Source organism: Zobellella maritima (assembly GCF_003075035.1).
Lineage (GTDB): Bacteria > Pseudomonadota > Gammaproteobacteria > Enterobacterales > Aeromonadaceae > Oceanimonas > Oceanimonas maritima.
This window is the reverse complement of sequence record NZ_QCZE01000001.1, coordinates 1,646,470-1,665,952: the sequence shown is the minus strand read 5'-3', so window position 1 is coordinate 1,665,952 and position 19,483 is coordinate 1,646,470. Positions and strand designations below refer to the sequence as shown.

The 19,483-nt window shown below is 53.2% G+C and carries 15 protein-coding genes; 12 read left to right on the top strand and 3 right to left on the bottom strand.

The genetic code is table 11. The features are described from left to right. Positions 1–83: 83 nt before the first annotated feature. Positions 84–887, bottom strand: a complete 804-nt coding sequence (locus DCS96_RS07645) for a slipin family protein (protein WP_116473704.1) — start codon at positions 885–887, stop codon at positions 84–86. Further along, on the bottom strand, positions 884–2,245 hold the full coding sequence (locus tag DCS96_RS07640; RefSeq protein WP_116473703.1) for an NfeD family protein: 1,362 nt from the start codon (positions 2,243–2,245) through the stop codon (positions 884–886). Before DCS96_RS07640 ends, DCS96_RS07645 begins: the two co-directional genes overlap by 4 nt. A 113-nt stretch (positions 2,246–2,358) precedes the next feature. On the opposite strand from DCS96_RS07640, the gene DCS96_RS07635 reads away from it, so the two are divergent. After that, positions 2,359–2,793: a GNAT family N-acetyltransferase gene (locus DCS96_RS07635; RefSeq protein ID WP_116473702.1), complete on the top strand. Its 435-nt coding sequence runs from the start codon at positions 2,359–2,361 to the stop codon at positions 2,791–2,793. A gap of 41 nt (positions 2,794–2,834) precedes the next feature. Here DCS96_RS07635 and fadE read toward each other — a convergent pair whose 3' ends face one another. Then, entirely contained in the window at positions 2,835–5,279 is a 2,445-nt protein-coding gene (fadE, locus tag DCS96_RS07630; RefSeq protein WP_116473701.1) for an acyl-CoA dehydrogenase FadE, read from the bottom strand. 179 nt (positions 5,280–5,458) lie between these two features. On the opposite strand from fadE, the gene lpcA reads away from it, so the two are divergent. The 11 genes from lpcA to DCS96_RS07575 all read left to right on the top strand — a co-directional run bounded on the left by lpcA (position 5,459) and on the right by DCS96_RS07575 (position 19,028). Further along, positions 5,459–6,040 carry a D-sedoheptulose 7-phosphate isomerase gene (gene lpcA, locus DCS96_RS07625; RefSeq protein ID WP_116473700.1) on the top strand — a complete coding sequence of 194 codons (582 nt, stop codon included), beginning with the start codon at positions 5,459–5,461 and terminating at the stop codon, positions 6,038–6,040. A 12-nt stretch (positions 6,041–6,052) separates the two neighbouring features. Continuing rightward, a complete protein-coding gene (locus DCS96_RS07620) occupies positions 6,053–6,838 on the top strand; it encodes a class II glutamine amidotransferase (RefSeq protein WP_116473699.1) in 786 nt (261 codons plus the stop codon). A gap of 68 nt (positions 6,839–6,906) precedes the next feature. Then, a complete protein-coding gene (locus DCS96_RS07615; RefSeq protein WP_116474568.1) occupies positions 6,907–9,312 on the top strand; it encodes a Lon protease family protein in 2,406 nt (801 codons plus the stop codon). Continuing rightward, complete coding sequence (locus tag DCS96_RS07610) at positions 9,309–10,088, top strand: hypothetical protein (protein ID WP_116473698.1); 780 nt, start codon at positions 9,309–9,311, stop codon at positions 10,086–10,088. Before DCS96_RS07615 ends, DCS96_RS07610 begins: the two co-directional genes overlap by 4 nt. Before the next feature lie 537 nt (positions 10,089–10,625). Next, positions 10,626–11,708 carry a dTDP-glucose 4,6-dehydratase gene (gene rfbB, locus DCS96_RS07605; RefSeq protein WP_116473697.1) on the top strand — a complete coding sequence of 361 codons (1,083 nt, stop codon included), beginning with the start codon at positions 10,626–10,628 and terminating at the stop codon, positions 11,706–11,708. Beyond that, the gene (gene rfbD / locus DCS96_RS07600) at positions 11,708–12,604 is read left to right on the top strand and encodes a dTDP-4-dehydrorhamnose reductase (protein ID WP_116473696.1); all 897 of its coding nucleotides are present in this window, start codon (positions 11,708–11,710) and stop codon (positions 12,602–12,604) included. The genes rfbB and rfbD overlap by 1 nt, the downstream gene beginning before the upstream one ends. Beyond that, complete coding sequence (gene rfbA / locus DCS96_RS07595) at positions 12,601–13,488, top strand: glucose-1-phosphate thymidylyltransferase RfbA (RefSeq protein WP_116473695.1); 888 nt, start codon at positions 12,601–12,603, stop codon at positions 13,486–13,488. Before rfbD ends, rfbA begins: the two co-directional genes overlap by 4 nt. After that, positions 13,485–14,033 carry a dTDP-4-dehydrorhamnose 3,5-epimerase gene (gene rfbC / locus DCS96_RS07590; protein ID WP_116473694.1) on the top strand — a complete coding sequence of 183 codons (549 nt, stop codon included), beginning with the start codon at positions 13,485–13,487 and terminating at the stop codon, positions 14,031–14,033. The genes rfbA and rfbC overlap by 4 nt, the downstream gene beginning before the upstream one ends. Next, the gene (locus DCS96_RS07585) at positions 14,033–14,851 is read left to right on the top strand and encodes an ABC transporter permease (protein ID WP_116473693.1); all 819 of its coding nucleotides are present in this window, start codon (positions 14,033–14,035) and stop codon (positions 14,849–14,851) included. Before rfbC ends, DCS96_RS07585 begins: the two co-directional genes overlap by 1 nt. Then, complete coding sequence (locus DCS96_RS07580) at positions 14,841–16,181, top strand: ABC transporter ATP-binding protein (protein WP_116473692.1); 1,341 nt, start codon at positions 14,841–14,843, stop codon at positions 16,179–16,181. The genes DCS96_RS07585 and DCS96_RS07580 overlap by 11 nt, the downstream gene beginning before the upstream one ends. 51 nt (positions 16,182–16,232) lie before the next feature. Beyond that, on the top strand, positions 16,233–19,028 hold the full coding sequence (locus DCS96_RS07575; RefSeq protein WP_116473691.1) for a glycosyltransferase: 2,796 nt from the start codon (positions 16,233–16,235) through the stop codon (positions 19,026–19,028). The last annotated feature ends 455 nt before the right edge of the window (positions 19,029–19,483 follow it).

Genomic DNA, 19,483 nt, shown 5'->3' with positions numbered 1-19,483 from the left:
TTGGGATCTACTGTGGGAGGCTACCCGCCGCGATAACAGGCCAGATGACCTTGTGACCAATCGTCACGGGGCCAACTGCACTATCAGGTGATGTCACTCGGGGCCTGGGGGTCTTCAATATGTGGCTCGGGTGCGCCCATTTTCTGCAGTATCCGGCCCAACTCCATGGGCAGTGGGAAAACGATAATCCGGCTGTTTTCGCTGCTGATTTCGGTCAGGGTCTGCAGGTAACGCAGCTGGATGGCCTCGGGCTGTTGCCCCAGCATGCGCGCGGCCTCCAGCAGTTGCTTGGAGGCTTCGAGTTCACCGGTGGCGTGGATCACCTTGGCGCGTCGGGCCCGCTCCGCCTCGGCCTGGCGGGCGATGGCCCGGATCATCGACTCATCCAGATCGACGTGCTTGATTTCCACCGTGCTGACCTTGATGCCCCAGGCATCGGTGCTCTGATCCAGGATGCGCTGCAGATCCGCATTCAGGGTGTCCCGGGCGGAGAGGATCTCGTCCAGTTCATGCTGGCCCAGCACCGAGCGCATGGTGGTCTGGGCCAGCTGGCTGGTGGCTTCCAGGAAGTTTTCCACATTGATGATGGCCTTTTGCGGATCCATGACCCGGAAATAGAGCACCGCATTGACCCGGACCGTGACGTTGTCCTTGGAGATCACATCCTGGGAGGGAATATCCATGGTCACGATGCGCAGATCGACGCGCACGATTTGTTGCACAAAGGGAATCACAAGGATAAGCCCGGGTCCTTTTATCTTGTAGAAACGTCCGAGCAGGAAGATGACCCCCCGCTCATATTCGCGCAGGATGCGGAACATGCTGGTAAACAGCATGACCACCAGGATGGCGAGCAACAGCTGCAGATAGATAAAGTCGATGATCATTGGGCTTCCTCCTGAGCGGCTTCGACCTTGAGTTCCAGGTCGTGCACCGACAGCACCACTACGGTTCTGTTTTGAGCTATGGGTAACTGGCTATGGGCCTGCCAGCGTTCTCCGGCCACCAGTACGGTGCCGGTGGGATCGATGGCGGTCAGGCTGATGCCTGTCATGCCGATCATGCTGTCGCTGCCGGACACGGGGGCGGCCCTGCGCTGTTTAACGATCAGCCTCACCACCACCACGATCAGGGTCAGGGAAAACAGGGTGAAGGCCGCGACAAAGGGCCAGGCGATGCGAAACGCCTGATCCGGGGTGTCGAACAGCAGCACCGAGCCGATGGCGAAGGCGACCAGCCCCCCACCGCCCAGGATGCCGAAGCTGGGTGCCAGGGCCTCGGCGATCATCAAGGCCAGGCCCAGCAGGATCAGCGCCAGCCCGGCGGTGCTGACCGGCAGCATCTGCAGTGCCAGCAGGGCCAGCAGCAGGCAGATGGCGCCGATCACGCCGGCCACGCCAAAACCGGGGCTGTAAAATTCCAGCAGCAGGCCGTACATGCCCACCAGCATCAGGATATAGGCGATATTGGGGTTGGTAATGATCATGATAAAGCGCTGGCGCCAGTCGGGCTGCCGTGCCTCGGCGATCAGCCCCTGGGTGTTCAGGATGAGACTGTGTTCGTTGATCTTGATTTCCCGGCCATCGAGGGCGGCCAGCAGGGCCGGCACATCGGCCACCACCAGTTCAATCACGTTCTGCTCCAGGGCCTCGCTGGCGGTCAGGGTGGCGGCGTCGCGCACCGCCAGTTCGGCCCATTCGGCGTTACGGCCACGCAACTGGGCCAGGGAGCGGATATAGGCCACGGCATCGTTGAGGGTCTTGCGCTCCATGGCGCCGCCTTCGGAGGATGGCGTCTCTTTCCCTTCTTCCGATGCTTCCTCTTTTTCTGCTTTATCCTGATCCTGTTGCGGAGTAGGGGTGCCGGGCCCGCCTATTTGCACCGGGGTGGCGGCGCCCAGATGGGTGCCGGGCGCCATGGCGGCCACATGGCTGGCATAGAGAATATAGGTGCCGGCCGAGGCGGCCCGGGACCCTCCCGGAGCCACATAGACCACCACGGGGATGCTGGATTCGAGCATGGCCTGAATAATATCCCGGGTCGCGCTGTACAGGCCGCCGGGGGTATCCATGGTGAACAGGATGAAGGCGGGCTGGGCACTCTGGGCCTCCTGCAGTTCGGTCACCAGAAAGTCCGAGGTGCCCGGGCCTATGGCGCCCTTGATATCCAGTTGCCAATAGCGCTCCTGTGCCGGTATCTGGGCGGCGAACAGCAGCAAAAGGGCAAGCAGCCAGCGGTAATACATAGCACAGGATCCAAAACAGACTCTCTAGTTGAGCTTAGCCCATTGACCCAGGTTTGCCGGGCTGGTTGAGCATGGCATCATAGGTGCCCGATGAATGAAGAGGATGACGACGAATGTTGATTCGCTCGGTAAATATCCAGGATATGGCCGGCCTGTATGCGCTGGAATGTAACGCCTTCGGCGATCATTGTTTTCCGGATTTCTTTTTTCGCCAGGCCCTGGATATGTGGCCATCCTTGCTGCTGGTGGCCGAGCCGGATGCGGGGGCCCTGGCCGGCTACGTGCTGGCGGTACCCAGTGATCAGGCGGACGAGGCCTGGATATTGTCACTGGCGGTAAATGCGGATTTTCGGGGACAGGGCCTGGGCCGACGCCTGCTGGCGGACGTGCTGGCAATCCTGGAAGCAAAAGGCTTTACCCACATAAAGTTGACCGTGCATCCGGACAATCCGGCAAGGCAGTTGTATGCGGACCTGGGATTCAGGGAGGCGGGCTTTGAGGAGGCGCATTTTGGTCAGGGTGAGCCCAGGGTGCTGATGGTCCGCTGAGCCCACCCGGGACGTGAGTCCCGGGCGCTTTTTATTTCGGCTCAGGCGGCCTTGTTTAACAGGCTGTCGTCAAACAGGGCCTTGTTGGCCACCAGCTCGAGGGGATCGAAGTCATCCACATTGATGGTGCGCAGCCGACTGATTTCGGCCTGAGCCAGCTGACGGGCCTCGTCCTGGGCCAGCAGTCCGGCAGCCAGGCCGTCTTCGGCGACCTTGTCCAACATGGTAAAGGGGCGACGGCCCAGGGCGTGCACCACCTTGTTGAACAGCGGTTCGGCGTCGATGAGCTCACGCAGTGCCTGCTCCAGCATCCCCAGGGGATTGCCTGGCTCCGCGGTCAGGTACAGATCGGTTGCCAGGCTGCTGCGCGCCGGGTTGGGGCTTTGCAGCAATTGGGCTACCTGATGGTCCAGCCGGTCGGATGGCCGCCTGAGCGGCTTGCCGTAGGGTAGCAGCAGGGGCTTCAGCATCCGGGCCAGGTTGCGGGCCGGGAAGTTGTTCAGCAGTTCGTCCAGCGCTGTTTGGGTGCGATAGAGGCCATCCTGGCAGGCCCAGTGCACCAAGGGCAATACCTCGGCCGGGCGGCCTTCATCGTTGAAGCGCTTGAGCGTGGCCGATACCAGATAGAGCTGACTGAGGATGTCGCCCAGGCGGGCGGAGAGTCGTTCCTTGCGCTTGAGATCACCGCCCAGGCTGGCCATGGCGATGTCGGACAGCAATCCCAGGTTGGCGCTGAAGCGGTTCATCTGACGGTAGTAGCGGGCAGTGCTGTCCTTAATCGGTGCCGGGCTGAATCGGCCGTTGGTCAGGCCCAGCCAGACACTGCGTACCAGGTTGCCCATGGCAAAACCCAGGTGACCGAACAGGGCCTGGTCGAACCGGGCCAGTGCCTGCTGGGGATCCGGCTCCTGCAGCGACCGCATTTCTGCCAGAACGTAAGGGTGGCAACGAATGGCACCCTGGCCATAGATAATCATGCTGCGGGTGAGTATATTGGCGCCCTCCACAGTAACGGCGATGGGGGCCCCTTGGTAGCCCCGGGCCAGGTAGTTGTTAGGTCCCATGCAGATCCCCTTGCCGCCGTGGATATCCATGGCGTCGATGAGGCTACGCTGGCCACGGTCGGTAAGGTGATATTTGACGATGGCGGAGATTACCGAGGGTTTTTCCCCCAGATCGATGCCGGTGACCGTCAGCATGCTTGCGGCATCCATCAGGTAGGCATTGCCTCCCAGACGGGCCAGTGGCTCTTCTATGCCTTCCATCTGGCCTATGGGCAGTTTGAACTGGCGGCGAATACGGCTGTAGGCACCGGAGGCCAGGGCGACCGCCTTGGCGCCGCCGGTGCCGTTGGAGGGCAGGGTAATGCCCCGGCCCACGGACAGACATTCCACCAGCATGCGCCAGCCCTGACCGGCCATTTCCTTGCCGCCGATAATGGCGTCGATGGGCACGAATACCTCATGGCCCCGGGTCGGACCGTTCTGGAACGGTACGTTCAGGGGGAAGTGACGACGGCCGATCTCCACCCCCGGGGTACGGGTGGGGATCAGGGCACAGGTGATGCCGATATCTTCTTGCTCTCCCAGCAGGCCATCCGGATCCTTCAGCTTGAAGGCCAGTCCCAGCACGGTGGCGACCGGCGCCAGGGTGATGTAGCGTTTGTTCCAGGTCAGGCGCATGCCCAGCACCTGTTCACCCTGCCACTCTCCCATGCAGACCACGCCGACGTCGGGAATGGCGCCGGCATCCGAGCCCGCTTCCGGGCTGGTCAGGGCAAAGCAGGGGATTTCTTCGCCCCGGGCCAGGCGGGGCAGGTAGTGGTCTTTCTGCGCCCGGGTGCCATAGTGCTGCAGCAGCTCACCCGGACCGAGGGAGTTGGGCACGCCGACGGTGGAGGCAAGCACGGCGCTGACGCTGCTCAGCTTTTGCAGCACCCTGGACTGGGCATAGGCCGAGAATGCCAGGCCTCCGTATTCTTTTTTAATGATCATGGCGAAGAATCTGTGTTCTTTGAGATAGGCCCATACCTCGGGGGACAGATCGGCCCGCTCGTGGGTCACCTCCCAGTCGTTGGTCATACGACATACCTGTTCCACCGGGCCGTCGAGAAACGCCTGTTCCTCCTCACTTAAACGGGGCCGGGGATAGTTATGCAGGGTCTGCCAGTCGGGTCTGCCGCGAAACAGTTCGGCTTCCCACCAGGTGGTGCCGGCTTCGATCGCGTCTTTTTCGGTGTCGGACATTTCCGGCATCAGCTCTCGGTACCGTTTGAACAGCGGGCGGCTGAGCAAGCCCTGACGTAGGGAAGATACATTAACAACGACCGCCATCACGGCAAATATCAGCCAGACAGCAGGCGCCACCTGACCCAGGCCGGAGCCGATGGCCAGGATAATGGCGGTAATCAGGGTGGCACTGAGGAGGCTGGCTTGACGATACGCCAGCATACCCCAGGCGAGCAGCAATAACAGGGCGGTAACCATAAACAACTCCTTGTTAATATTGAGAGGTCTGACCTGTTTGGGTGTATCCTAGTTGTAATTCATACGGATGTTTAAATCAAGCCCCTCTCAGTCAGGAAGTGCGCTCCCGCGTAGCTGTCCTTCCCCATTTTTGCCCCTTATGCCAAAATGCCCCTTTATCGCCAGCGAGAGGCCTTTGCATGTACCAGGATCTGATCCGTAATGAGCTCACCGAAGCGGCCACCGTGCTGCAACACTTCCTGCAGGACGATGCCAATATCCAGGCCATAGAGCAGGCTGCCCGGTTGCTGGCCGACAGCTTCAAGGCGGGTGGCAAGGTGCTCTCCTGCGGCAACGGCGGCTCCCACTGTGACGCCATGCACTTTGCCGAAGAGCTTACCGGACGATACCGGGAAAACCGCCCCGGCTATCCGGCCATCGCCATTTCCGATCCCAGCCACATCTCTTGTGTTTCCAACGACTTCGGCTATGAATATGTGTTCTCTCGCTACCTGGAAGCGGTGGGTCGGGAAGGAGACGTGCTGTTCGGCCTGTCCACCAGCGGCAATTCCGGCAATATCCTCAAGGCAATTGAGGCAGCCCGGGCCAAGGGCATCAAGGTGATCGCCCTCACCGGCAAGGATGGCGGCAAGATGGCGGGGCTGAGTGATGTGGAGATACGGGTACCCCATTTCGGTTACGCGGATCGCATTCAGGAAGTGCACATCAAGATAATCCATATCCTTATCCAGCTGGTGGAAAAAGAAATGGAACAGGGTTAAGGAAGGCAAACCATGTGTGAACTGCTTGGCATGAGCGCCAATGTGCCCACCGATATTTGCTTCAGCTTTACCGGCCTGATGCAGCGGGGCGGGCGGACCGGCCCCCACAAGGACGGTTGGGGTATCGTGTTTTACGAGGGCAAGGGCCTGCGAACCTTCAAGGATCCGGCGCCTTCCAGTCAATCGCGTATCGCCACCCTGGTGCAGGAATATCCCATCAAGAGTTGTGCCGTTATCAGCCATATCCGGCAGGCCAACCGGGGCGGGATTGCCCTGGAGAACACCCACCCCTTTACCCGTGAGCTATGGGGGCGGTTCTGGACCTTTGCCCATAACGGCCAGCTTACCGGCTATAACAAACTCAATACGGGCCGGCACAGACCGGTGGGTGATACCGACAGCGAGCGGGCCTTTTGCTGGCTTTTGCACGAGCTGGAACAGAAATACCCACGCAAGCCCGGCAACATGGCGGCCATGTTTCGCTACGTGGCCAAGTTGTGCGATACCCTGCGCGGTCTGGGGGTGTTCAATATGCTGCTATCAGACGGCGAATACGTGATGACCTATTGCAGCAACAACCTGCACTGGATCACCCGCCGTGCGCCCTTCGGCCCGGCGCACCTGATCGATGAAGATGTGGAGATCGATTTCCAGAAAGAGACCACCCCCAACGATGTGGTGACGGTGATCACCACCCAGCCGCTGACCAACAACGAGCAGTGGCGCAAGATGCAGCCCGGCGAATTCAACCTGTTCCATCTGGGTGAGCGGGTGGCCGGCAACGGCACGGACGAATAAGCAGAGAAACCTACCCGCCCTTTAGCTATTGGCTAAGCTTTCATCAGCATATCTGCATGAGGCTGGCCATGTCATTCGTTTCCCCGCTTTCGGTGGATCGGCTTTATCGCGTTTGCGATGAAGCCGTGTTCACCTTCACTACCACCGATGAACTTACCGACACCGGCGCCCTGGTGGGCCAGGATCAGTTGCTCGAGGCCTTGTCGTTTGGTACCGGCATTCGCAGCCAGGGCTTTAACATCTACATGATGGCGGCGGAGAACTGCAGCCGGCATGCGCTGATCAGGCGGTTTTTGAGTGGCCGAGCTGAAAGCGAGCCGGTGCCGCCGGATCTCTGTTATGTCTATCGTTTCGAGGACCCCCGGCGGCCGGCGCTGCTGGTGCTCCCGAGCGGGGTGGGGCGGCGTTTTCGGAGCAGCCTTGAGAAACTGATTGAGGAGCTGCGGACTTCCATTCCGGCCATCTTTGAAACCGAGGAGTATCGCAACCAGCTGGATGAGCTGAATCAGCAGCTGGCAGAGCGTCAGACGGCGGCATTGGCCGAGATTAAGGCACTGGCCGAGACCGAACAGGTGGCATTAATCAATACGCCCACCGGATTCAGTCTGGCACCGAAGAAAAACGACGAGGTGCTGGACGCCCGCACCTTTCGCCGGTTGCCCCAAGAGGAGCGCACCGCCATGGAGCAGGCCCTGGCCCGGATAGAAAGCCGGTTGCAGGAGGTACTGCAGCAGTTTCCCCAGTGGAAACGGGAAACCCAGCAGCATATTCAGTGGCTGAATGAAGAAATGGTCATGTTTGCCGGCGGCAGCCTGATCGACGAGCTGCGCAAGGAGTATGGCGGCTGCGAGCCGGCACTGCACCATCTGGACGCGATTCAGCAGGATCTAAGCGGCAATGTCAACTTGCTGCTTGGCCATATGCGGGAAGGAGAGCTGCCGGCTCAGCTGCTGGCGCGTTATCAGCTCAATCTGCTGGTGGACAACAGCGATGCCAGCGGGGCGCCCGTAGTGTATGAAGACTGGCCCAACCTGTCCCGCTTGCTGGGGCGGGTGGAGCACCATGTGGAGCAGGGCGCCCTGATCACCGACTTTACCCTGATCCGGGCCGGCGCCCTGCACAGGGCCAATGGCGGTTATCTGATCCTCGATGTACAGAAATTGCTGCAGCAGCCGATGGCCTGGGAGGTACTGAAAAGAGCACTGTACGCCCGCGAGATCCGTATCGAATCCCTGGATAGCTTCTACAGCCTGGCCAGCACCATTACCCTTGAGCCGGCGCCGGTGCCGCTGGCGCAAAAAGTGGTGCTGATTGGAAATCGCCGGCTTTACTACCTGCTGGCGGCCCATGATCCCGACTTTGGCAAACTGTTCAAGGTACAGGCGGACTATAACGACACCATCGAATTCAGTGACGAAAACTTGCACCGTTACGCCCGTTTCATTGGCTGGCTGGTGCGTGAGCAGGAGCTGCGTCCGCTCACCCGCAGCGGCATGGCCCGGTTGGTGGAGCATGCCGGCCGGCTGGCGGAGGACAGGCTTCGGCTTTCGGCCCTGACCGAGGATTTGATCGATGTGCTGCACGAGGCCAACTATCAGGCCGAGCGCAACAACCACATCAGTATTGAGGCCGATGCAATAGAGCGGGCGCTGGCCGCGGGGCAACGGCGGGCGGCCCGCATTCACCGGCGCATGGAAGAGTCGATTCTGCGCGGCAGCAAGCTGATTGATACACAGGGTGCCGTGGTCGGCCAGGTAAACGGCCTGACGGTGCTGGATCTGGGCAACTATCGTTTCGGTCAACCGGCCAGGATTACCGCCACCGCCCGTCTGGGCAAGGGGTCGGTGCTCGACATCGAGCGGGAGGTCAAGCTCAGTGGCGCCGTACATGCCAAGGCGATCCTTATTCTGTCTCGCTTTCTGAGTCACCGTTACGCGCCGGAAGGCCCCATGGCTGTGTCTGCCAGCCTGGCTTTCGAGCAGTCTTACGGCATGATTGAAGGCGACAGCGCGTCGGTGGCCGAATGCTGCGCACTGGTCTCCGCCATCGGTCGGGTGCCGCTTAATCAGGCGCTGGCGGTGACCGGCTCCATCAACCAATTCGGCCAGGTGCAGCCCATCGGGGGTGTGAACGAAAAAATCGAAGGCTTTTTCGAGGTGTGCCGCTCCCGCGGGCTGGCAACCGGTCAGGGGGTGATTATTCCCGCCGCCAATATCGACAACCTGATGCTGAACCGTGAGGTACGCGAGGCGGTGGCCCAGGGGCAGTTCAGTGTTTACGCGGTGTCCTGGCTGGACGAGGCCCTGGCTCTGTTGACCGGCATGGCGGTGGGCGAGGCCAATGACCAGGGTGACTATCCGCCGGATTCGGTAAATGGCCGGGTTATACAGCGGCTGCAAAGGTTGGTCGAGGTACAGCGCCGCCAGCACCATGATGATGCGGAGGGCGGGGAGCGCCCCGACAAGCAGCCATGATCCGCCGCATCAATTGGTATTTTGAACTCAGCGGCAACGAGCTGGACCGGCTCGAGGTGATGGTGGATTTTGCAGCCACTCAGGGTGCCGGTCTGCGTACCGTGTTTGTGGAAGACGAAAACCTGCTGCGCTGTGGCGAGCTGCCTTGCAGCCGAGAGATCAGCATGATGACCGGCCGGGTACGACCGCTCAGCCGGCAGCAGCTGGAGGGGCAGCTTCGCCGCCGACGGGAATTGGTTGAAAGGCGTCTTGAAGCCCTGGCCCGGCGGCGGACGCTGGAATGGAGCCGGGAAGTGATACGGGGCCGTCGTGATCAGCTGCTGATTGCCGGTACAGAGGATGACATCGCGGCCCTGCTGTTGAATGAAGCGGCCGAGCCGCTGCCCGCCTGGCTGGCGATCCTGCGCCGGCCGCTGCTGTTGCTGAGTAGCCGGTTTCGACCGGTCAACCAGTTGCTGATCGTCTGTGACAATCCTTCCGATGTTGAGTTGCTTACCCAGGCCCGGGAGCTGGCCGGCCAGCAACACTGGCCGCTGTGGGTGCTGGTGCCGACGGCACGGGTAAAAGAGCTTATGCCGATACTGCGGCGCGAAGAGCTGGATACGGCCATGTTGCCCCTGGGTCATTGGTCTTTGTCCGCCTGGCTGGCAGCCGGTACCGACAGGGCCAGCTTGTTGATGGTCAGGGCCGACAGCCCTGTATTGGTGGGAGCGAGTAGCCGGGGCATCAATGCGGCCTTGCTACTGCCGGCGGTAAAGGGCGGATCAGCAAAATAAACTATCGTTATCAATATTCAATATGGTAAATCCTGCTGCCACAGTTACCTGCGTATCTGCAAACGCGGGCTTGTCCGCTAGTGGCAGACACTTCTATAGGTTAATGACATTGTCACATGCAGTCTTAATTACGCAGTCATGCCACAAAAAGGTAATGAGCCGCTACCAGGGCATGGCATTTCACATTACTGATAACCATTCTCGCCTGACTTGTTTGTGTTTGAATTTAAAGCATATTTTTATAAGAATATGCTTAGGGTTTAATAAGATTGCCTGATTTAGTAAACTGCGCGCGGATATTTTTTGTCAGAGAACTTTATCTTCAATCAATGCAAGTCAATACGACATTAGGCTGGTTGATTCCAGAGGATAAGGTAGTGCCAATTCCGCAGGGCCAAACAGAAAGTAAATGCGTCAGTAGCGAATATCAGACAAAAACTGGCGTGTAACAACTCATTACCGGGCCGTGGGGGATTGGCCAATTGAACCCTACGGGCGGTAGCATTCCTTGAGTATAATAGCGAGACGGTTTACCTTATGAAAATTCTTGTTACCGGCGGTGCCGGTTTTATCGGCTCGGCCGTGGTTCGGTATATTGTTCAGCACACCCGGGACAGTGTCATCAATGTGGACAAACTTACTTACGCCGGTAATCTAGAGTCAATCGAGCCGGTGGCCGACTCGTCCCGCTATCACTTCGCCAGGCTTGATATCTGTGACCGTGCCGGCCTGGATGCACTCTTTGCCGAGCACCAGCCCGATGCGGTGATGCACCTGGCGGCCGAAAGCCATGTGGACAGATCCATCAGCGGGCCTGCGGAATTCATCAACACCAACATAGTGGGTACCTACACTTTGCTGGAAGCCGCACGTCAGTACTGGAACGGCCTGAATGACGAGCGCCGGGCGACGTTTCGTTTCCACCATATTTCCACCGACGAGGTGTACGGCGATCTGCACGGCACCGAGGATCTGTTCACCGAAACCACCTCCTATGCCCCCAGCTCTCCCTATTCCGCCAGCAAGGCGAGCTCTGATCACCTGGTGCGAGCCTGGCAGCGTACCTATGGGTTGCCAACCCTGGTGACCAACTGTTCCAACAACTATGGTCCTTACCACTTTCCCGAAAAACTCATTCCGCTGGTGATCCTCAATGCCCTGGAGGGCAAGCCCCTGCCCATTTATGGCAAGGGTGACCAGGTACGCGACTGGCTCTACGTGGAAGATCATGCCCGCGCCTTGTATGAGGTGGTGACCCGTGGAGAAGAGGCAGAAACCTATAACATTGGTGGTCACAACGAAAAACGCAATTTAGACGTTGTGCATGCCATATGCGACTTGCTCAACGAGATGCGCCCTCCGCAACAAAATCCGGCCTTGAACGGCATCAGCGACTATCGCCAGTTGATCACCTTTGTCACCGATCGTCCTGGGCATGATCAACGCTATGCTATCGACGCCGCCAAAGTCGAGCGGGAATTGGGCTGGAAGCCGCAGGAGACCTTTGAAAGCGGCATCCGCAAAACAGTGGAATGGTACCTGGTCAACCAGAAGTGGGTAAACAACGTTAAAAGCGGTGCCTACCAGAGCTGGATCAGCCAACAGTACGGAGCCGAATAATGCATATCCTGTTATTGGGCAAAAACGGCCAGGTGGGTTGGGAGCTGCAACGGGCATTGGCGCCGCTCGGCAGGCTGACGGCCCTGGATCGTCATGCTACCGAGTATTGTGGTGACCTGGCCAAGCCGGAAGGTCTGAAACAAAGTATTCGTGCGCTCAAGCCGGATGTGATCGTTAATGCTGCCGCCTACACCGCAGTGGATAAGGCAGAAAGCGAGCCCGAGCAGGCGAGGCAAATCAACGCTGACAGCGTTGCCGTGCTGGCCCAGGAGGCCGAAGCGCTGGGCGCTTGGCTGGTGCACTATTCCACCGACTATGTGTTCAACGGCACCGGCACCACTGCCTGGCGGGAAGACGATGTAACCGGGCCACTAAATGTGTATGGGGCCAGCAAGCTGGCCGGTGAACAGGCCATGGTGCAACAGTGTTCTCGATATCTGATCTTTCGCACCAGCTGGGTATACGCCGCTCGCGGCAACAACTTTGCCAAGACCATGTTGCGGCTGGCGCGTGAGCGCACCGAGCTTAAGGTGATCAACGATCAGGTTGGTGCCCCCACCGGTGCCGAGCTGATAGCCGACACTACCGCCCAAGCGCTGCGTATTGCCATGCAAAAACCCACGCTTGCCGGGATTTATCATCTGGCAGCAGCGGGCGAAACCAGCTGGCATGATTATGCCGCCTTTGTATTTGAGCAGGCCCGCCAATCCGGGGTAACCCTGACCCTGCAGCAACTGCAACCCATTCCCACCAGTGTGTATCCCACGCCGGCAACCCGACCACTGAATTCCCGACTGGACTGCAGCCGGCTGGAAGCCGCCTTTGACCTTCAACTGCCACCTTGGCAGCAAGGCGTTTCTCGCATGTTGAACGAATTTCTGGAGCAAAACCAATGAACAAGCGCAAGGGCATTATCCTGGCCGGAGGCTCAGGCACCCGACTTTATCCGGTGACCATGGCGGTGAGCAAGCAGCTGCTGCCGGTATACGACAAGCCGATGATCTACTATCCGCTCAGTACTCTGATGCTGGCGGGTATCCAGGATATCCTGATCATCAGTACCCCACAGGATACGCCGCGCTTCGAGCAGCTGCTGGGTGACGGCAACCAGTGGGGCCTGAACCTGCAGTATGCAGTTCAGCCCAGTCCCGATGGCCTGGCTCAGGCCTTTATTATCGGTGCCGATTTTATCGGTAAGGATCCCTGTGCTCTGGTACTGGGTGACAACATCTTTTTCGGGCATAACTTGCAGCAAGAGCTGGAAATGGCCAGCGGCCAGGCAGCCGGTGCGACTGTATTTGCATACCATGTGCATGATCCCGAGCGCTACGGTGTGGTGGATTTCAATAACGAAGGTCAGGCGTTGAGCCTCGAGGAGAAACCGGCCACCCCCAAAAGCAATTATGCAGTGACCGGCTTGTATTTTTACGATAACCAGGTGATCGACATTGCCCGCAGTCTCAAGCCTTCGCCTCGCGGTGAGCTGGAAATAACCGATGTTAACAAGATTTATCTGGAAAAAGGCGAATTGGCGGTCACCACCATGGGCCGTGGCTATGCCTGGCTGGACACCGGCACTCACGATAGCTTGATGGAAGCCGGCAGTTTTATCCAGACCATAGAACACCGCCAGGGTCTGAAAGTGGCTTGTCCGGAAGAAATAGCCTACCGCAAGGGGTTTATCAGTGCTGAGCAGGTTCAGCAGTTAGCATCCCCTATGAGTAAAAATGGTTATGGACAGTACCTTTTGAACATGATTAAAGCTGGGTATAGAGCATGAATATAATTAAAACGACCATTCCTGAAGTAATGATCATTGAGCCCAAGGTGTTTGGCGATGAGCGAGGTTTCTTCTTTGAAAGCTTTAACCAAAAGGTATTTGAAGACGCCGTAGGTAGAAAGGTTGATTTTGTACAGGATAATCATTCTCGCTCAGTAAAGGGGGTGTTGAGAGGTCTTCATTATCAATTGCCTCCCTTTGCCCAAGGCAAGCTGGTAAGGGTGGTACAGGGTGAAGTATTTGATGTGGCGGTGGATATTCGTAGAGGCTCACCAACTTTTGGAAAGTGGGTAGGCGTTAATCTTTCTGCGGAAAACAAGCGTCAATTATGGATACCTGAAGGTTTTGCACATGGTTTTGTGACGCTGTCGGAAACTGCGGAATTTTTATATAAAACGACTAATTATTATGCTCCTAGTCATGATCGTAGTGTTTTATGGAATGATCCAGCTTTAGCAATCGATTGGCCTGTTAGTTTCATTCCTACCTTATCTGATAAGGATATAAAAGCAGCATTGTTAGAAAGTGCAGAGGTTTTTGCTTGATGCAAAGTTTTTCTATTTCTCCTAGAGAGATGGCTGCTAGCTTATGGCGTAACCGTAGCCTTATTAAAGCTCTCACTAAGCGAGAGGTGATAGGGCGGTATCGTGGTTCATTCCTTGGTATCCTCTGGTCTTTTTTTAACCCTTTGTTAATGCTTGCAGTTTATACTTTTGTATTTAGTGTTGTATTTCAGGCTCGCTGGGATGGAGGAAGTGAGTCTAAAACAGAGTTTGCGCTGGTTTTGTTTTCAGGGATAATGATGTTCAGCCTTTTTTCTGAATGTATAAACCGTGCACCAAGCTTGATATTGGCCAACACAAGCTATGTAAAGAAAGTTTTATTTCCCCTCGATATACTACCTTGGGTTTCATTAGGTACAGCATTATTTCACTTCTTGGTTAGTCTTATTGTATGGTTAGTCGCGTATTTTATTTTATTCGGCATCCCTCAACCCACCGTTCTGCTGCTGCCATTATTGCTTGTACCACTAACACTTCTTGTTATGGGCCTGTCATGGATTTTGGCATCTTTAGCTGTGTACCTACGTGATATTTCTCAATTTATTGGTATTGCTACGACGATGCTGATGTTTCTATCACCAATATTCTATCCAGCTGAAGCATTACCGGAAGCTTATCGTAAATTTATATATTTAAACCCTCTTACAATAGTAATAGAGCAAGCTCGAGACTTGCTTTTTTGGGGTAGGTACCCTGATTGGTCCATTCTTTCCGCATATACAGTCGTTGCTGCATTAATGGCTTGGTTGGGGTTTGTATGGTTTCAGAAGACAAGGAAGGGGTTTGCAGATGTCCTCTGATATCGCCATAAAAGTTGAAGGCCTGGGAAAGTGTTATCATATATACGACCGGCCACGCGATCGTCTAATGCAAATGCTTTTTGGTAGGAAGAAACAATACTATCGAGAGTTCTGGGCCTTAGACAAGGTAGCCTTTGAAGTGCGAAAAGGTGAAACCTTAGCAATAATAGGAAAAAATGGATCAGGCAAGTCAACATTGTTGCAGATGATTTGTTCTACGCTGAATCCGACCAATGGGAGTATTAAAGTTAATGGCCGAGTTGCTGCCCTCCTTGAGTTAGGTGCAGGCTTTAATCCTGAATTTACTGGACGTGAAAATGTATATATGGCTGCTTCTTTATATGGTTTGAAAAAGGAAGCTATAGATCAGCGGTTTTCTTCTATTGCAGCATTTGCTGATATAGGAGATCATATAGAACAACCAGTAAAAACGTATTCAAGTGGAATGTATGTCCGTTTGGCATTTGCAGTAATTGCTCATGTGGACGCTGATATACTTGTTATTGATGAAGCCTTGGCTGTCGGTGATGCTATTTTTACACAGAAATGCATGCGATTCATACGTTCCTTTCAGCAGAAAGGAACCTTACTTTTTGTGAGTCATGATACTGCCGCAGTTCAGAGCCTTTGTGAAAAGGCTTTGTGGTTGGCTAATGGTCAAGTTAAAGGATTTGGATCTTCAAAAGAAGTATCCGAAGCTTATTTAAAGTATAGTTTGCAAGAAGTCTATGGTGATGAAATAAATCTTTCTTCTGTTGAAAAAAAGTCAAATGATCTAGATAAGGAAGATAATAAAGTCGTTGCCGAACAATATGTTAATGGCACAGAAGTTATCGATTACGATGCTAAGATAAAATTTGTAAATAACCTCAGTGATGCCAATGGATGGAAGTCAGGTTCGGCAGAAATAATTGATGTACGTGTGAGTAACCTCAGCAAAGCGGATGAAGAGGTGTTTGAGGGAGGCGAGCTGGTACGATTAAATATTCGTGCTCGTGCCTATAAAAGCCTTGAACGCCCGATAATAGGTTTTTCTGTAAAAGACCGCCTTGGGCAAGACTTGTTTGGTGAGAACACGTTGCCATTTACGACATCCAATCCTAAAAGTGTTAAACCTGGTGAAGAGTTTGAAGGGGATTTTTGCTTTAGACTGCCAATGCTTCCAAATGGACAGTATGTTCTCTTAGCATCGGTTGCTGATGGTGATTTGCAAGAGCATGTGCAACACCATTGGTTGCACGATGCTGCAATTATTTCAGTTTCTTCGAGTAAGGTTCGTTGGGGGCTGGTTGGTATAAAGTACGAGAGCGTAAAGCTTTCCTTATTATAACTCCTCTGTCTATTTACTTTAGGTTTTAACCCTGAGCTCCAGGTGATATTAATGAAATATGTGGCAAATATTGATCTCTCAAATAAAAACAACTCTCATACTTTAGCATATGACTTTGTAGATAAAGTTTCTGCCGGACGATCATTGCATATTCTGGAGGTTGGGTGTTCTTCTGGCTATCTTGGTGCTGCGTTGCGTGAAGCAGGGCATCAGGTTTTTGGTGTTGAGCCATGTCATGAAGCCGCACAGGTTGCGGCAAAAGTGCTAGATAACGTATTTGAAGGTTGCGTTCAGGATTTCTTCTCAGAAAACCCAGAATTAAAGTTTGATGTGGTGATTTTTGGTGATGTTCTTGAGCATATAGCTGATCCTAACGATGTTTTGGAGCTGACGCGTAATTATTTAACGACCTCAGGTGTCATTGTTGCATCTGTTCCTAATGTTGCACATATTTGTATGCGCGCAATGTTACTCGAAGGGCGTTGGGATTATACAGACTTGGGAATAATGGATCGTACCCACCTTCGATTTTTCACAAAAAAAACATTAATCAACCTTTTTACTGAAAGTGCTTATCAAGTATCGGACATTGTATCGACTACACTAACACCAGATAACTTCGAAACCATGTTTGGTGAAAATTTAGATAAAGATATCCTGCGCTTACTACAACTGTTTGTGAAAAACAGTGAGTCGCTGGACTTTCAATATGTTTGCTTGGCTACACCAGCCGAAAATATTGCTGAAGCAAAAGTGTCGAATGAAGAGAGGTTTGGCGAGCGGCTTGAGGTAGAACAGATTTACGGAATTAGTGAGGCTATACGAACATTTGAGAATAAAATAATTGATCAGGAAAATAAAATAGAAGCCCTTAACAATCTTAATAAAGAGCTTTGTGAATCGGTAAGTTGGCGTATTACTGCGCCATTGCGAAACATTAAATCTTTTAGCAAAAGATATGTAGAGAAGTGGCGTAAAATGATCAGTTTTATCTATCGTTTCTGTCAGTCGGAAGGAGGGATGGATAGGGTTATAAGGAAAGCATTTAATTTATATAGAAGAGATGGTATAAAAGGTCTGTTTAGAAAATTTCGGCTATTTCTTTACCATATACAAGCGGAAAAATTTGAGCGAAATGATTATGCTGAATGGGTACGTCGTTTCGACAGCATAGATAAAGACGCGCGTGATAGTATCAGTTCACGTATAAATATGATGCAAGAGCCACCCTTAATTTCCGTTGTCATGCCGACCTATAACCCCAAACCTCAATGGTTAAAAGATGCGATAGAGTCGGTACAGAAACAGCTTTATCCGCATTGGGAACTGTGCATTGCCGATGATGCTTCGACTGATCCGGAGGTTCGTTCCCTTCTCGAAAAATTTGCTCTAGATGATGTGCGGATAAAAGTTGTATTTCGTAATGAGAATGGTCATATCTCTGCAGCATCAAATAGTGCACTTGAGTTGGCTACTGGTGATTGGATTGCATTAATGGATCATGATGACCTATTACCAGAACATGCACTCTATTATGTGGCTGATACAATAATCAGAAACCCTGATGCTGGTGTGATTTACTCGGATGAAGATAAAGTGGATGAGGCGGGAAATCGTTTTTCTCCCCATTTTAAGAGTGATTGGAACCCTGAACTGTTTTTTTCGCAGAATTATGTGTCACACCTGGGCGTTTACAAACATACTATCTTGAAAAATATTGGTGGCTTCCGTACTGGGTTAGAGGGCAGTCAGGACTACGATTTGCTATTACGTTGTCTCCCATATTTAAATGACGAGCAGATTATTCATATACCACGGGTACTGTATCACTGGCGTGTAGCAGAGGGATCTACTGCCTTGTGTTCGGGAGAAAAAAGTTATACTACCGAGGCTGGAATTAAAGCTTTACGTGATTATTTTGTCAGTCAGTCTAAAACGGTTACGGTAGAAAGTGGTGTTGTACCTAATACTTACCGCGTAAATTACTCTGTCCCCTATCCTGAACCTTTGGTTAGTCTCATTATTCCAACTCGTGATTGCCGTGATATTACGGAAACCTGTGTGCGCAGCATTTTGACGAAAAGTAGTTATGTCAACTTTGAAATATTGATCTTGGATAATGGTAGTGTTGAGTCTGATACACTTGATTTTTTCGAGAGTATTCAAAAAGAGGATGCACGCGTAAAAGTAATTCGTTACGACTATCCTTTTAATTATTCAGCGATAAATAATTTTGGCGTTAAGCATTCCAAGGGTGAAATCATTGGTCTTGTTAATAATGATATTGAAGTAATTAGCCCTGAATGGTTGTCCGAAATGGTTAGTCATGCTATTCGTCCAGAAATAGGATGCGTGGGTGCCAAGCTGTATTACAGTAATGATACCTTGCAGCATGCTGGTGTGATTCTTGGTGTTGGAGGTGTGGCTGGTCACTCGCATAAGTATTATGAAAAATCTGAAGTAGGATATTTCAGTAGATTATTACTGTCGCAAGCTGTCTCTGCAGTAACAGCGGCTTGTTTGCTTGTTCGGCGAGAAGTGTTTGAGCAGGTCGGTGGGCTGGATGAGGTTAATCTCAAAGTTGCATTTAATGATGTTGACTTCTGTCTAAAAGTTCGTGAGGCTGGATATCGTAATGTCTGGGCAACATATGCAGAGTTATATCACCATGAATCTATAAGCCGTGGTGCCGAAGATACTCCAGAGAAAATAAAGAGATTTAATTTTGAGACGCAGTTTATGAAGAATAAGTGGGGAGCTCTTTTAAAAAACGATCCATACTATAACCCTAACCTGACTATTGATCATGAAGACTTTAGCTTGGCATGGTCACCAAGAATTCTATAAATAGAATAGTAAGGATTTAGTGTTATCGTTACTGTATTCATCATAGTGTTGGGTAAGAGTATAGAAGTGGAAGCCAACCTTCTCACTGCTTTTATCCATCTCTTTCAGGTCAAGCCTGTGTTTAGTTTATAGCGGGAATACTTTCTATATGTTAATGCTGGGTTCATCATCAGGGAAAGAGCATGAATAATCGCGTTAAACTTAACAGGTTATGAATAGATAACTTGAATGAAAACTTTCCCTTTTTTGAGTCACTGTGATTTCGATTCAGGGGAGCTGCTGCCATACGGAAAGAAGGGGCAAGCCAGCGATATCTCTGTGCGCTATTATATCAGTTCGGCCAAGTTGTTGGCCAAGGGAATGCTGCCAGGCAAGATCATGAATGGTATGACCAGAACAAACTCGCATCTTGTAAGTTACTGATTGAAAGAATTAACAAATAATAGGGTGTTTTG

Coding starts and splice junctions, on each gene's coding strand:
- DCS96_RS07645 (WP_116473704.1), bottom strand. CDS start 887: ATGATCATCGACTTTATCTATCTGCAGCTGTTGCTCGCCATCCTGGTG.
- DCS96_RS07640 (WP_116473703.1), bottom strand. CDS start 2,245: ATGTATTACCGCTGGCTGCTTGCCCTTTTGCTGCTGTTCGCCGCCCAG.
- DCS96_RS07635 (WP_116473702.1), top strand. CDS start 2,359: ATGTTGATTCGCTCGGTAAATATCCAGGATATGGCCGGCCTGTATGCG.
- fadE (WP_116473701.1), bottom strand. CDS start 5,279: ATGGTTACCGCCCTGTTATTGCTGCTCGCCTGGGGTATGCTGGCGTAT.
- lpcA (WP_116473700.1), top strand. CDS start 5,459: ATGTACCAGGATCTGATCCGTAATGAGCTCACCGAAGCGGCCACCGTG.
- DCS96_RS07620 (WP_116473699.1), top strand. CDS start 6,053: ATGTGTGAACTGCTTGGCATGAGCGCCAATGTGCCCACCGATATTTGC.
- DCS96_RS07615 (WP_116474568.1), top strand. CDS start 6,907: ATGTCATTCGTTTCCCCGCTTTCGGTGGATCGGCTTTATCGCGTTTGC.
- DCS96_RS07610 (WP_116473698.1), top strand. CDS start 9,309: ATGATCCGCCGCATCAATTGGTATTTTGAACTCAGCGGCAACGAGCTG.
- rfbB (WP_116473697.1), top strand. CDS start 10,626: ATGAAAATTCTTGTTACCGGCGGTGCCGGTTTTATCGGCTCGGCCGTG.
- rfbD (WP_116473696.1), top strand. CDS start 11,708: ATGCATATCCTGTTATTGGGCAAAAACGGCCAGGTGGGTTGGGAGCTG.
- rfbA (WP_116473695.1), top strand. CDS start 12,601: ATGAACAAGCGCAAGGGCATTATCCTGGCCGGAGGCTCAGGCACCCGA.
- rfbC (WP_116473694.1), top strand. CDS start 13,485: ATGAATATAATTAAAACGACCATTCCTGAAGTAATGATCATTGAGCCC.
- DCS96_RS07585 (WP_116473693.1), top strand. CDS start 14,033: ATGCAAAGTTTTTCTATTTCTCCTAGAGAGATGGCTGCTAGCTTATGG.
- DCS96_RS07580 (WP_116473692.1), top strand. CDS start 14,841: ATGTCCTCTGATATCGCCATAAAAGTTGAAGGCCTGGGAAAGTGTTAT.
- DCS96_RS07575 (WP_116473691.1), top strand. CDS start 16,233: ATGAAATATGTGGCAAATATTGATCTCTCAAATAAAAACAACTCTCAT.